General features: G+C 55.2%; 12 protein-coding genes. 6 read left to right on the forward strand and 6 right to left on the reverse strand.

Annotated elements, in window-relative coordinates:
• Window positions 1–38: 38 nt before the first annotated feature.
• Both ACIGCM_RS08870 and ACIGCM_RS08875 read left to right on the forward strand, forming a co-directional pair.
• Complete coding sequence (locus tag ACIGCM_RS08870) at window positions 39–3,563, forward strand: response regulator (RefSeq protein ID WP_397501671.1); 3,525 nt, start codon at window positions 39–41, stop codon at window positions 3,561–3,563.
• Window positions 3,564–3,583: 20 nt separating this feature from the next.
• Window positions 3,584–4,774: an HD domain-containing phosphohydrolase gene (locus ACIGCM_RS08875; protein WP_397501672.1), complete on the forward strand. Its 1,191-nt coding sequence runs from the start codon at window positions 3,584–3,586 to the stop codon at window positions 4,772–4,774.
• Window positions 4,775–4,788: 14 nt separating this feature from the next.
• Here the strand turns inward: ACIGCM_RS08875 and ACIGCM_RS08880 are convergent, their stop codons facing one another.
• Entirely contained in the window at window positions 4,789–5,070 is a 282-nt protein-coding gene (locus ACIGCM_RS08880; RefSeq protein WP_397501673.1) for a DUF2218 domain-containing protein, read from the reverse strand.
• Window positions 5,071–5,101: 31 nt separating this feature from the next.
• Window positions 5,102–5,743, reverse strand: a complete 642-nt coding sequence (locus ACIGCM_RS08885) for an NAD(P)-dependent oxidoreductase (RefSeq protein WP_397501674.1) — start codon at window positions 5,741–5,743, stop codon at window positions 5,102–5,104.
• Window positions 5,744–5,843: 100 nt separating this feature from the next.
• Here ACIGCM_RS08885 and ACIGCM_RS08890 point away from each other — a divergent pair, with 100 nt between their 5' ends.
• Window positions 5,844–6,734 (forward strand): LysR family transcriptional regulator, encoded by an 891-nt coding sequence (locus tag ACIGCM_RS08890; RefSeq protein ID WP_397501675.1) that lies wholly within the window; start codon window positions 5,844–5,846, stop codon window positions 6,732–6,734.
• A 107-nt stretch (window positions 6,735–6,841) separates the two neighbouring features.
• A complete protein-coding gene (locus ACIGCM_RS08895; protein ID WP_397501676.1) occupies window positions 6,842–7,732 on the forward strand; it encodes a PA4780 family RIO1-like protein kinase in 891 nt (296 codons plus the stop codon).
• 39 nt (window positions 7,733–7,771) lie between these two features.
• Here ACIGCM_RS08895 and ACIGCM_RS08900 read toward each other — a convergent pair whose 3' ends face one another.
• Complete coding sequence (locus ACIGCM_RS08900) at window positions 7,772–8,659, reverse strand: neutral zinc metallopeptidase (protein ID WP_397501677.1); 888 nt, start codon at window positions 8,657–8,659, stop codon at window positions 7,772–7,774.
• A gap of 143 nt (window positions 8,660–8,802) precedes the next feature.
• Here ACIGCM_RS08900 and ACIGCM_RS08905 point away from each other — a divergent pair, with 143 nt between their 5' ends.
• Entirely contained in the window at window positions 8,803–9,189 is a 387-nt protein-coding gene (locus ACIGCM_RS08905; RefSeq protein WP_397501678.1) for a DUF4345 domain-containing protein, read from the forward strand.
• Between the two features lie 114 nt (window positions 9,190–9,303).
• Here the strand turns inward: ACIGCM_RS08905 and trmA are convergent, their stop codons facing one another.
• Together trmA and ACIGCM_RS08915 are read right to left on the reverse strand one after the other, a co-directional pair.
• Window positions 9,304–10,392 carry a tRNA (uridine(54)-C5)-methyltransferase TrmA gene (gene trmA / locus ACIGCM_RS08910; protein WP_397501679.1) on the reverse strand — a complete coding sequence of 363 codons (1,089 nt, stop codon included), beginning with the start codon at window positions 10,390–10,392 and terminating at the stop codon, window positions 9,304–9,306.
• Between the two features lie 77 nt (window positions 10,393–10,469).
• Window positions 10,470–11,765 carry an NCS2 family permease gene (locus tag ACIGCM_RS08915; protein ID WP_397501680.1) on the reverse strand — a complete coding sequence of 432 codons (1,296 nt, stop codon included), beginning with the start codon at window positions 11,763–11,765 and terminating at the stop codon, window positions 10,470–10,472.
• 173 nt (window positions 11,766–11,938) lie between these two features.
• Here ACIGCM_RS08915 and ACIGCM_RS08920 point away from each other — a divergent pair, with 173 nt between their 5' ends.
• On the forward strand, window positions 11,939–12,493 hold the full coding sequence (locus ACIGCM_RS08920) for a DJ-1 family glyoxalase III (protein WP_397501681.1): 555 nt from the start codon (window positions 11,939–11,941) through the stop codon (window positions 12,491–12,493).
• On the opposite strand, the gene ACIGCM_RS08925 is transcribed toward ACIGCM_RS08920, so the two are convergent.
• Window positions 12,490–13,752 (reverse strand): MFS transporter, encoded by a 1,263-nt coding sequence (locus tag ACIGCM_RS08925; RefSeq protein ID WP_397501682.1) that lies wholly within the window; start codon window positions 13,750–13,752, stop codon window positions 12,490–12,492. The genes ACIGCM_RS08920 and ACIGCM_RS08925 overlap by 4 nt on opposite strands.
• Window positions 13,753–13,886: the final 134 nt, after the last annotated feature.

Consider the following 13,886-nt stretch of genomic DNA (forward strand, 5'->3'; position numbering starts at 1 on the left):
AAGCTGCAATAAAGCACTACTTAGGCTAAGGAACCTTAATGATGACGCGTGTCGGTGGGCTGCTGCTGTGCTGGCTGCTGTGCTTTTCGGCGTATGGGGCACAAGTGCCGCTAAGTGAGCAGGAGCAAGCATGGGTCAAGGCGAACCCGGTCATTCGCGTGGGGGTTGAGCGTGAGGGCTGGGCACCTTTTGATGTGATCGATAAGCAAGGCAAATACACCGGGCTTAGCGGCGAGTATTTACAGTTAATCAGCGCTCGCCTGGGGCTGAGAGTCGAGGTGGTGCTGTTTGATAACTGGGATGCGGCAATTGCAGCCTTGCGCAGCGATAAGATTGACCTGCTGCCGTCAGTGATTCGAACACCTGAACGCGACACCTTCATGCGTTTTACCAAGCCCTACATTGTCAGCAGCAGTTTGGTTTTCACCCGCTCGGATGACCCGCTGCAAACACTCTCAGACCTAGCCGGTCATGAGGTCGCGGTTGAGCGTGGCTATGTGGTCGAATCGCGGCTCAAGGCCGATATTCCCGATGTCCGCCTGATGCGCGTCGACTCAACTAGCGATGCATTGCAAGCAGTGTCATCTGGGCGTGCCGACGCCTATGTCGGCGATATGATCGTGGCGACCTACCTTATTCGTGAACTCAACCTGACCAATATTGAGGTTCGCGGCGAGTCAGGTTTAAGCAGCAGTGAGTTGAGCTTTGCGGTGCGCAAGAGTGCTCCCGAATTACAGCAGGTATTGGATAAGGGCCTGCTAACACTTAATGATCACGACATTGCAACCATTAAAAACCACTGGTTGCCGGCACTGACCGAGTTTAACTGGCAGCGCTTGCTGAACGTCGGGTGGCCCTATTTACTCGGAATTATTTTGCTGATCGCCTTCGTGTTGGTGTGGAATCGCCGGCTCAGTGTACAAATCGCTGAACGTGAGCGTGCAGAGGCTGAGGCTCAGCTCCAGCGACGGACCTTGATCGCATTGATAAACGCGATTCCTGATCCGATCTGGTTTAAGGATGAGATGGGCAATTACGCGGGGATCAATCAAGCCTGCGCAGATCTATTTGGTATCACGACGGATGAGGCGATTGGTAAGAACGATGTTGAGTTGCTCGGTGTTGAGTGGGCCGAGGCGCGTGCAGGTCACGATAAAATTGCACTGAGTCGTAAGGGTGCTTTCGAGGCCGAAGGCTGGGCCCGTTATCCGGACGGTCGCCGTGTGGTGTTTGATACCTTGCGAACCACATTCCAGGATGATCAGGGCGCGTTATTGGGGCTGGTTGGCGTGAGCCGGGATATTACCGTCCGTAAACAAGCTGAAGAGGCGGTGCTGGCAGCCAAGGATATGGCCGAGGATGCTGTGCGGTTGAAGTCGGATTTTCTTGCCAACATGAGCCATGAGATCCGCACCCCGATGAACGCCATTATTGGCATGTCGCATCTCGCATTGCGCGCAGATCCCTCGCCGCGCCAGCGCGATTACCTGAATAAGATCCAGCAATCCGGTCAGCACTTGCTGGGCATTATCAACGACATTCTAGATTTCTCTAAAGCCGAAGCCGGCCAGTTAAAGATTGAGCACATCGACTTCGACTTGCGCCAAGTGCTGGAAAATGTGGCTAATCTGATCAGCGACAAGGCAAATGAAAAGAGCCTTGAGTTGATCTTCAACCTTGACCCGGCAGTGCCACAGTTTTTGATCGGTGACCCGCTTCGCCTGGGGCAAGTCCTGATTAACTTTGCAAATAACGCCGTGAAGTTCACTGAGGTTGGCGAGATCGAGTTGCTGATCCGTGTCGATCAACGCAGCAGCAGGCAAGTGCACATTTACTTTGCGGTGCGAGACACCGGCATTGGCCTGACTAAAGAGCAGATCGGCCGCCTGTTTCAGTCATTCCAGCAGGCGGATACATCGACCACGCGTAAATACGGCGGTACCGGGCTTGGCTTGGCGATTTGCAAAGAACTGGCTGAAGCCATGGGCGGGCAGGTCGGTGTTGAGAGTGAGCAGGGCAGAGGTAGCTTGTTCTGGTGCTCAGTGCCTTTTGGCATAGGCCTTGAACAGGGCGGCGTGCAAGATGTTCCGCTTCAGCTCAAGGATCGGCATGTGCTGGTCGTGGACGACAACAACACTGCGCGTCAGGTGTTGCTCGGGTTACTGAGTAACCTGGGAATGGCAGTTGATGTGGTCGAGTCTGGCGCACAGGCAATCAGTCAAATTCAGCACGCTATTGGTCAAGGTCAACCTTATGAACTGGTGCTGATTGATTGGCAAATGCCAGTGATGGATGGCCTGGAAACGACAAGGCGGATACGGGCGCTTGAACTGGTAGATCCGCCGCAGGTGTTGATGGTTACCGCATACGGCCGGGAAGAACTGCTGTTCAGTGCCAAGGCGGAAGGGATTGAGGATGTGTTGTTCAAACCGGTCAACCCGGGGCTATTGCGCGAGGCTGTGTTGCGTAGCCTGAACGCGGCCCCCTGCGCTAGCGACCCGAACCCACAGTTTGACGGGGAGTGGGTGCCCAGGTTTAGCGGCCAGCGTGTATTGCTGGTCGAAGACAATGAGCTAAACCGAGAAGTGGCTGCAGGCTTGTTGGAAGAAAGCGGTCTGTTAATTGAGCACGCTGAGCACGGCGCTATCGCGTTGGAAAAGTTGCATGCCAATCCTGACGATTACTACGCATTGGTACTCATGGATATGCAGATGCCAGTGCTCGACGGAATTAGTGCGACCTTGGCGATTCGTAAAGAACCTCGCTTCGCCTCGTTACCCGTGATCGCAATGACTGCAAATGCCATGGCTGAGGACCGCGAGGACTGTACCCGTGCGGGGATGAATGACCACATTAGTAAACCCATCGAACCTAATCAGCTTTGGTCGACTCTAAAGCATTGGCTGACTGTAAAAACTGCGGATTTGCCGCCAGTGGTTACAGCGAAATCCCAGATAAAAGCGGCAGTGGCCCAGACTCAGAACTGGCATTTACCCGGTGTTGATGTCGCCACAGGCTTGCGCCGGATGCTGGGTAAAACTGAGCTGTATCAGCGCTTGCTGACAACGTTTGCCAGTAACCAGGGGGATGCACCCGAGCAAATTCGCGTCGCAATGCATAACGGCGATCAGGCAACTGCAGAGCGCCTTGTGCACTCGCTCAAAGGGTTGGCTGGTAACTTGGGTGCCAATGATTTGCAGGCTCAAACAGCGCTGCTTGAGTCGGCAATCAAAGACCCGAAACATCAGGATTTGGAGGAGCGGTTGCAGCCCGTGCAGAGCAGTTTGCATGAGTTGATCACGGCAATCCATAAGGTGTTTCCCGAGGCCCCTGACCATGATGAGCAGCCGGTGGATATAGCCAAGGTACGTGAGTTGTGCATGAAGCTTGAGCGCCTATTGGCCGATGATGACCCTCGTGTGATCAGGCTTTTTGAATCGCAAGCGCTTGAGTTACGCAAGTTTTTGAAGGGTGACTATGATGCATTTGCCAGTGCGGTACGTGCTTATGATTTTGCGAGCGCTCTGCGTGCAATTCGTGATCACAGCAGCGGTGAGACTTGATCTATTAGGGAGGTTTTAAGATGGACGATGTTTTGAATTATCCGGATCAGCCGCTGGTGCTTGTTGTTGACGATATCCCTGAGAACCTTGAACTGATGAGTGAGTTGCTACTCGACAGTTACCGGGTGAAAGTCGCCAGTAGCGGCATTAATGCCTTGCGTATTGCGGCCAGTGATACCCCGCCTGATCTGATCTTGCTCGACATTACGATGCCGGGTATGGACGGTTACGAGGTCTGTCGTGCGCTTAAGGAAAACCCACAAACAGCGGGCATCCCGGTTATCTTCCTGACTGCCAAGAGTGAGCTTGAGGATGAACAGCTTGGGTTTGACCTGGGTGCAGTGGATTACATCACCAAACCAATCAGCCCACCGATCGTTATGGCACGGGTTGCAGCGCACTTGCAGCTTAAGGTCAGCGCGGACTTTCTTCGCGATAAAAATGAATACCTGGAACTAGAAGTGCGTCGCCGCACCCGCGATATTGAAAAGCATCAGGAAGTGGCGATAGAGGCGATGGCCGGGCTCGCGGCTATGCGTGACAACCCCTGTAGTCAGCACTTGGCACGGATCAAGGCCTATGTGGTCACCTTGGCGACAGCGTTAGCCCGCCAGCAGCCAAGCCTGAGTGATGAGCTCAGCGAAGATCGAATTAGCCAACTGGGGCGCTCAGCATTGCTGAATGGCATTGGCAAGCTGGTTTTGCCCGACCGTATTTTGCTGAGCCCGACGGAGCTAAAAGGCCACGACCTGCAGCTTATGCAAGGTCACGCCAAGGCCGGCTATAGCGCACTGGAGGCTGCCGAGCAAAAGCTTGATGGCTCGCGCAGCTTTTTGAGCGACGCTAAAGACATCGTTTACAGCCAGCATGAAAACTGGGATGGCAGCGGTTACCCCCAAGGCTTGCGCGGCGAACAGATTCCGCTTTCGGCGCGGTTAATGGCGGTTGCGGGGCGTTATGAGCAACTCACCAGTCATCATGCATATCGCCAACCACTCAGTCACGATGAGGCTATGGCGCGGATCAATGCTGCCAGCGGTACGTTGTTTGATCCATCCGTGGTGCTGGCTTTCATTGAGGCTGCAGATGCCTTTTGCGCAATTGCCTTGTCTCTGGAAGAGGATGCTCAAGCAATCAACTTTGAGCTCGAACGCCTGAACGACTCCATGGGTGAATCAATTGAACTGAGTTTACCGGCAGATTCCCATTAGTCGCTAAGCGCTTATCAGCTCCAGTCGAGCGTCAAGGCTTCTTGCCAGGCAAAGCGTTCAAAGTGGCTTCCAACTACACCTTTAAGGCGTTCAAGTTGTGCTTCTGATTCGCTTTGTACGCTCAGCTGCAAGCCATCTTCGCTGGCTTGCAGCAGGGCTACACCCATCTCAAATTCAATACGGCCTTGTTGTTCGTCATAGGTAACCGGGATTTTATGTGCGAAGTGTTTGCACAGCCGGCCGATGTAGCGCGCGGGTGTCTCGGTGCTGACGAATGCAGATGAAGTCAGTGTCATGGGGAACTCCTTGGGAAAAATGCTGAGCGGATTAGTATCCGACAGTGAATCGTTGGTGAATATGCGCCGGGGCTTCCAGTTCATCGATAATAGCGACCGCCAAATCAGCAACACTGATGCTGGCAGGTGCTTGGCCATTCATCAGTAACTGGTCAGCGCCAATGCGGAATTGACCGCTGCGCACACCCGCTTCCAGCAGCGCGGGCGGGGAAATAAAACTCCATTCAAGGTCGCGTTTATCCTGGAGCCACTGCAGCATTTGGCGGGCACCTTCTGCCCCCTCTTTATAGGCCGCGGGGAATTGCGGGGTATCGATCAGCTGTATTCCGGGAGCGACGAACAAACTGCCAGCGCCGCCGACAACCAGCAAATGCTTGGTCGCGCACTGCTGGGCTGCGGCATAGATCGATTGGCTGCCTTGAATAAACAGGCTGCGAATCTGTGGCTCGCCCCAGCCAGGGTTAAAGGCGTGTACCACTGCGTCGTGCCCGGCAAGGGCTTGAGCGAGGTCTTGAGTGTCATAAACATCAGTTTTTCGAACTGTTAGTCCTGGGCTCTCAGTGAGCTTTTCAGGGGCGCGAACGATAGCGGTCACCTTGTGCCCACGGTTTAACGCTTCTTGTAAAACGGCTGCGCCGACAAATCCAGTGGCGCCGATCAGGGCGATGTTCATCCGATAATTGTCCAGTACTTAGGATGAATCCATAATTTCATAGCAGTAAATGCCAGATAAATAGGCTATAAACGCTTTAACTAATAAGCAGGGCTTAATAATGGAACAGCTAAAGCGTATGGCAATCTTCGCTGCCGTGGTTGAGCGCGGTTCCATGGTTGCAGCCGCTGAAGTGCTTGGAATGACCGCTTCGGCTGTGAGCCAACAGATCCGTAAACTGGAGCAAAGCACCCAAGTCAGCCTGTTGCATCGCACCACGCGCAAGCTCACTCTGACTGAAGCCGGAGTCGGGTTTTACCAAAGCAGCGCGCAGGTCATGGCGTTGGCGCAGGAGGCAGAGCAGCGTCTGGCTGAGATGCGTGATGCGGCTGTTGGTGAGTTGCGCATCGCAGTGCCGGTAGGCTTCTCCGGGCGACATTTGAGTGATGCCTTGGCCCCCTTGCTTCAAGCGCACAAAGGCTTGAGTGTGCAGTTATTCTTTCAGGATGAGCGAATTGACTTAGTCGAGAAACGAATCGACTTGGCAATTAGAGTCGGCCCACAGGAAGACTCGACGCTGGTGGCGCGGCATATTGGCGACGCTGTCTTCGTGCTCTGTGCGGCACCTAGTTATTTGCGGGCTCACTCGCCGATAATGAGCCCGCATGATTTGGTCAGCGCCAATTGGTTGCTCCTTAGTACCACCCAGATGCACGAGACCATGAGCCTACAAGGACCCAACAACCAAGCTGAGAAAATTCGCATAGAGGGGCGAGTGGCTTGCAACAACCTGCTTGCGGTGCGTAACTTTACCCTGGCAGGGATGGGTATATCGCTGCAGCCTGAACACGAGATTACTGAAGAATTGACAACAGGGCAGTTACAGAGGTTGTTACCGGGTTGGCAAATGCCACCTGTAGGGATTTATATAGTGACGCCGAGGCGCGATGTGCAGCCGGCAAAAGTGCGCTATGCGATTGAAGCGCTGCGGCGACATTTGCTGGCTAATTGATAGACTCATGAAAGGTTATGGTCGTATAGACTGGGCGCTGTCGAAAGATTGCCGTATAACGAGCAGAACAGGTGAAATGAGCCACAAAGGACCCGTGATTAAAGCTGATGAAGACTCCCAAACGTCTTGAACCCCTTGTCGAAGATGGTCTGATCGACGAGGTGATACGCCCGCTAATGAGTGGTAAAGAGGCTGCAGTTTATGTTGTGCGCTGTGGTCAGGAATTGCGGTGTGCAAAGGTCTATAAGGAGGCAAATAAGCGTGGTTTCCGCCAGGCGGCGGAGTACCAGGAAGGTCGTAAGGTGCGCAACAGCCGCGATGCGCGGGCAATGGCCAAAGGCTCAAAGTACGGGCGCAAAGGCCAGGAAGACGCCTGGCAGAATGCTGAAGTCGGTGCTTTGTTTCGACTTGCCAGCGCTGGCGTGCGAGTGCCGAAGCCCTATGACTTCCTTGAGGGTGTGCTGTTGATGGAGTTGGTCGATGATGGTGAGGGTGATGTTGCCCCACGCCTCAATGATGTTGACCTGCACCCGGACGACGCCCGTGAGTTCCATGCGTTCATGATCGAGGAAATCGTCAAGATGCTCTGTGCCGGTCTGGTGCATGGCGACTTGTCTGAGTTCAACGTGTTGCTGGGGCCCGAGGGGCCGGTGATTATTGACTTGCCGCAAGCGGTCGATGCAGCGGGGAATAACCACGCGTTCAAGATGCTTGAGCGTGATGTCGGCAACATGGCTGCTTATTTTGGTCAGTTTGCCCCTGAACTCAAGTACACCAAATACGCCAAAGAAATGTGGGCGTTGTACGAAGAGGGCAAGTTAACCCCGGAATCGGCCCTGACGGGTGAGTTTGATGACCCTGAAGATGCGGCTGACGTTGATGCAGTAATGCGTGAAATCAAGGCCGCACTGGCTGAGGAAGCACGCCGCCAGGCAATGCTCGACGCGGATGACGCGCCATCAGGCGAAGAGCCTCCGCCGCCCTGGATGCAATCATAAAGAAGCCCCGAAAGGGGCTTTTTTATTAATAAGTTTGCGCTACAGGCTGGCGGCACCAAAGGTGTCGCAACTGCCGAGCTTGCCACTGTCAAACCCCGCCTTGAACCAACGCATACGCTGCGCGGAGGTGCCGTGGGTGAATGAGTCGGGCATCACTTGGCCGCGGGATTGTTTCTGTAAGCGGTCATCACCAATGGCGTTGGCTGCGTTTAATGCTTCTTCTACGTCACCCGGTTCCAGCCAGTTCAGCCGCCGTTGTGCGCTGTTTGCCCAAACCCCGGCGAGGCAATCTGCTTGGAGCTCTTGGCGGACCAGCAAGCCATTACTCCCTTCCATGCGTTGCCCGGCTTTGCGTGCGGCGTCTACTTTTGCCGATACGCCCAGCAAGGTCTGGACGTGATGGCCGATCTCATGGGCAATGACGTAAGCCTGAGCAAAGTCACCCGCCGCGCCGAAGCGTTGCTCAAGCTCTTGAAAGAACGACAGGTCCAGGTAGACCTGTTGGTCGCCCGGGCAATAGAAGGGACCTACCGCTGCGTCGGCAAAGCCACAGGCTGAGTTAACCCCGCCACTAAATAGCACCAGCTTTGGATCTTTATATTGGCGGTTGGCATTGTTGAAAATCTCACGCCATGTGTCTTCCGTGTCACCAAGAATCGAGCGAACAAATTCAGACTGCTGGTCATTGGCCGCAGGATTATTGCCCGAAGACTGCTGCGTTGGGGCCGGAGCGCTGCTTTGCGTGGCTTGACCGGCAATATTGCCGAGAATTTGCAGCGGGTCCTGGCCCATCAATAAGCCGACGACAACCACCACGGCTATCCCGCCTAGGCTCAACCCACGGCCACCGCCGAAGCGTCTGCCTCCGCCGCCACTGCCGCGCGCGTCCACCACATTGTCACTGCGTCGTCCTTTGTTCCAGCGCATAGCTCGCATCCCTTTGAAAGTGCTGTTATCAGTGTCGCTCAGTATAAGCCAGACGCCAGTCCGGTCGTCAGTTTTGGCTACTGCTGGGCTTGAGCTTCAATCACGCCTAAGCTGGGGTTTTGGATACTTAAAAGGATTTAGTAATGTTATTTGCAAGAGTGGTGCTGGCGATTCAGATTGTGATCTTGTTTGCCTTGGGCTTGGCTTACTTTGTTAGCCCGCAGCAGATGTCCAATGTTTCAGGAATGTTGTTGATGGAGTCGGCTGCGGTGACTGATGTGCGTGCTTATTACGGCGGCCTGCAAATTGGTCTGGCAGCGTTTTTGGGATTAGCCCTGACGCGTATCGATTTAACCCGCAGTGCCCTGACATTGATGGTGCTGCTGTACAGCGCTTTGGCAGTCGCAAGAGTAGGCGGCCTGTGGCTCGACGGCGGTGCCGGGCAAACCTTTAATCTCTATATTTTGTTGGCAGAGGTCGTTGCCGGGGGGCTGAGCTTCTATGCTCTGCGCTGTCTTAATCGCAGCTAAGCGCCAGGTCAAAGCCAGCGGGCAGTGTTTTCTATCCCCGCCTTTGACGTTACTAGTGTTTGGGTGTTTGCCAAGGTTTGGTGGGCAAGCTCAGCCTTGCCCACACGCTCGGTCTTACTTTCGCACCAGCAATACACCCGACTCCATGTGATGGGTGTAGGGGAACTGGTCGAATACCGCGCATTGTTCGATGCGATGAGTATCGCTGAGTTGCTCAATGTTGGCGGCCAGCGTCTCGGGGTTGCATGAAATGTACAGAATGCGCTCGAAGCGTCGGGTCAGCTCACAGGTGTCTGGGTCCATGCCGGCGCGCGGCGGGTCCACAAACACAGTGCCAAACTCATAGCTCTTGAGATCAATCCCCGCCAGACGGCGAAATGGGCGGACCTCATTCAGCGCTTCAGTGAGTTCTTCTGCGGACAAACGCACCAAAGTGACATTGTCCACGTTGTTGTCAGCCAAATTGGCCAGCGCTGCATTGACCGAAGATTTGCTGATTTCAGTGGCCAGGACCTTGCGCACTCGGGTAGCCAGCGGCAGGGTGAAGTTACCGTTGCCACAATACAACTCAAGCAAATCGTCCTGCCGTTCGCCCAGCGCTTTAAAAGCCCAGTTGAGCATCTTCTGATTGACTGTGCCGTTGGGCTGGGTGAATGCACCTTCAGGCTGACGATAGCTAAAGGCACGGCCATTGACTTGCAACTCTTCAACTACATGGTCGCGGCCAATTACCAGCCGTTGACCGCGTGAGCGGCCGATAAGGCTGACGCCTAGCTCCGTAGCAAGCTGCTGCGCAGCGTTTTGCCAGTGCTCATCAAGCGGGCGGTGATAGCACAAGGTGACCAGCGCATCGCCTGACAAGGTGGTGAGGAACTCTGCTTGAAACAGCTTGAAGCTGAGCGCTTCACTGGCTTGCCATGCGGCCTTCACACGCGGCATCAAGTCATTGATACGCTCGCTGGCAATCGGGAAGTCATCAATCAGGATTGGCGTGCGCTTGTCACCCGGCGCAAACATTGCGTAAAAACGCTGACTGTCTTCACGCCACAAACGAAACTCAGCACGTAAACGATAATGTTTGCGTGGTGAGTCAAACACCTCTGGCGCTGGCGCATTGAACGGCGCGAGCAGGTTGATCAGGCGTTGTTGTTTTTCTGCCAACTGCTCGTCGTAGCTGGCGGGGTCGAATTGTGGCGCGCTCATGAATAACTCTTCAGCAGGGTCAGAAGGCTGCAGGTTAACCTGCAGCGCTTGTTGATAGTGGTCGCTTGCGAATGCGCTTAGGCGTTAAACCACGCAAACTTGATCACAAACAAAACAGCCAGGATCACCAGCGCCGGGTTCAGCTCTTTGCCACGCCCCGCCAGCAGCTTGATAGCTGCCCATGCAATGAAACCAAAGGCAATCCCGTTAGCTATCGAGAAGGTCAGTGGCATCGCCAGGGCGGTGACCAGCACCGGGGCGGCAATGGTAATGTCATTCCAGTCTATTTCAGCCAGGCCCGCCGTCATCAATACTGCGACAAACAACAGCGCGGGTGCTGTGGCGAACGCCGGAACACTGCCCGCCAGGGGCGAGAAAAACAGCGCCAGCAGAAAGAGAATGGCGACCACTACAGCGGTAAGTCCTGTGCGGCCGCCAGCGCTGACGCCAGCGGCGGACTCGATATAACTGGTGGTGGTTGAGGTGCCCAGCAGTGAACCAACCATCGCCGCACTGCTGTCCGCTATCAGTGCACGGCCCATTTTCGGCATATAGCCGTCGGCGCGCATCAGGCCCGCTTTTTTGGCCACGGCAATCAAGGTGCCGGAGTTGTCGAACAGATCAACGAAGAGGAAGGCAAACACTACGCTGACCAAACCGATATCCAGCGCGCCCATGATGTCGAGCTGCAAGAAGGTGGGTGCCAGCGATGGCGGCATAGATACAAAACCGCCGAACTGCGAAACACCCAGGGCGATACCCAGCCCGGTGGTGAGCAAAATACCAATCAGGACCGCGCCGGTTACCTTGCGCGCTTCGAGTGCAACTATCACGAAGAAACCGAGAATCGCCAGCAGCGGTTCAGGCTTGGACAAATCACCCATGCCCACCAAAGTGGCTGGGTTGGAGACCACGATACCGGATTCCTTCAGGGCGATCAGTGCCAGGAACAGGCCAATACCTGCTGCGATCGCCGAGCGTAATTCCAGCGGGATACTGTTGATAATCCATTCGCGAATCTTGAATATCGACAGTAGAAAAAACATGCACGCCGAGAGAAACACTGCACCCAACGCGACCTGCCAGGTGTGGCCCATGTGCAGGACAACGGTGTAGGTAAAGAAGGCGTTAAGGCCCATACCCGGTGCAAGAGCGATAGGGTAGTTGGCGATAAAGCCCATAATCGCCGAACCGATGGCGGCTGCTAAACAGGTGGCGACAAAGATTGCGCCCTTGTCCATGCCCGTTTCACCGAGAATGCTCGGGTTGACGAACAAAATGTACGCCATGGTCAGGAACGTGGTCAGACCGGCCAGCATCTCTGTACGGATGTTGGTGTTATGTGCTTTAAGTTGGAACAGTCTTTCCAGCATGCTGGGTTCCCCATGGCGTTAAGAGCGCCGAAAATGGCCTGATCAATAGAAAAGCACATCCATCCCTGAGTGAGCTTTATTGCTGGCGAATGCGCAAAAGGCGCGCATCATACCAGCAAGCCCGGTGGCGGTGAATTTATGACCCGACGTTCTGTCTGGTCGAGGATATACAGATGACTGCACGTGCCGTAATTGCTGTTGCCGATGGCGTTGACGACCTTGAATGCGTGACATTGATTGATGCCCTGCGCCGAGCTGAGATTGAAGTAATAGTGGCCAGTATAGAAGGCCGGCGGATGATTACCTGTGCCCGAGGTACGCGATTAACCGCCGATGCCATGTTGATCGATGTGTTGGCGCAGCGCTTTGATTTGATTGTCTTGCCCGGTGGCATGCCCGGCGCTGAGCGCTTGGCTGAGCACCCGCCATTGGCTGAGCGGGTTCGTCAGCAAGCTAATGCCGGGTTGTTCTTCGCCGCAATTGGAGCCGCTCCGGCGGTTGCGCTGCAGCACTATGGAGTGCTGCGTCAGCGCCGCATGACCTGTTATCCAGCAGTCAGTGAGCGCCTTTCAGGTTGTGTCTTCATTGATCAGCCGGTGGTGGTCGACGGCAATTGCATCACCAGTCAGGGCGCCAGCACGGCGCTGGAATTCGCCCTGGTGTTGGTTGAGCAGGTGCTGAGCAAAGCCCAGTGCCGCCAAGTCGCAGCGGCAATGCTGGTGCCTTAAACGCTGCTGTTGGCCTGTTTGGTTGCGGCCAGTTCTTGCTCGGTCTGCTCCAATGTATCGCGCTGAGCCAGTGTCGGGAACAGTTTGATCCAGGTGCCGGTCACCAGCAACGTCCCCACTCCGCCCAGTACCACGGCGGGTACAGTGCCAAGCCAGTGAGCGGTGAGGCCGGACTCAAACTCCCCGAGTTGGTTGGATGCGCCAATAAACAAACCATTCACTGCACTGACCCGGCCACGCATGGCGTCAGGTGTTTGTAACTGCACAAAGGCACCCCGGATAACCATGCTGATCATGTCCGCGGCACCCAGAACGACCAGCACCAACAAGCTAAACCAGAATGAGGTCGATAGACCAAAAGCGATGGTTGCCACACCAAAAATCGCCACGGCAGTAAACATGGTCCGGCCGACGTGACGATTGATTGGGAAGCGAGCCAGCCAGAACGACATCAACAGCGCGCCCGCTGCGGGTGCTGAACGCAGCAAACCAAGCCCCCAGGGGCCTGTCATCAGGATGTCTTTGGCAAATACCGGCAGCAGTGCAGTCGCCCCGCCAAGTAATACTGCAAACAGATCCAGCGAGATGGCGCCAAACACATCCGGGCGGCTACGAATGAAGCGAATACCAGCCAACAAGTTGTTCAGTGACGCCTTCTCTTTACTCTGCTGTGCGGGGTGTTTCGGCAGGCTGAGCATCAACGCACAAGCCAGCCCGTACAAAATAGCGGTTGGCACATAAACCCAGATGCTGCCAAAGGCAAATAGAAAGCCGCCCAAGGCTGGCGCGACAATGGTTGCGGTTTGCATGGCTGACGCCGACGCAGCCACCGCTGCCGGAAACAGGGCTGGCGGTACCAAGCGAGGGAGTAATGCTTGGGTGGCGGGCATTTCAAAGGCTCTCGCTGCGCCCAAGCTAAACGCCAAGAGGAAAATCATTTCGCGGCTGATATCACCGCTGTAACTGCTGACCACCAGTGCCAGGGCGATAAGCGCCTGTATTGTCTGGCAGATGGCGGCTATGCGTGCACGGTTGTAGCGGTCGGCAACGTGGCCGGTGTGCAGCATAAACAGCACACGCGGTAGAAACTCGGCCAAGCCAACCAAACCCAGGTCGAGCACGCTGCCGGTCAGTTGGTAGATATGCCAGCCGATCGCAACCGTTAGCATTTGGAAACCGCTGGCAGTGGCTACACGGGCCAGCCAGAAGGCGATAAAGGGGCGGTGGTGACGCAGAAGGATTGGCGAGGTGTTTGACATAACAGCGTCAGCTCGGGCATGGGCGGGCGCAAAGTCTAGCTGAAACAAATTGTTTCGGCTGCCTATGCTCAAAATTCTTGGGGGCTAGTTTGGGTCGTGACTCATACCTGCTTGCAGCGCTGAGTCCTGATAAA

This window comes from Pseudomonas sp. NPDC078700, from assembly GCF_044542375.1.
Taxonomy (GTDB): Bacteria; Pseudomonadota; Gammaproteobacteria; order Pseudomonadales; family Pseudomonadaceae; genus Aquipseudomonas.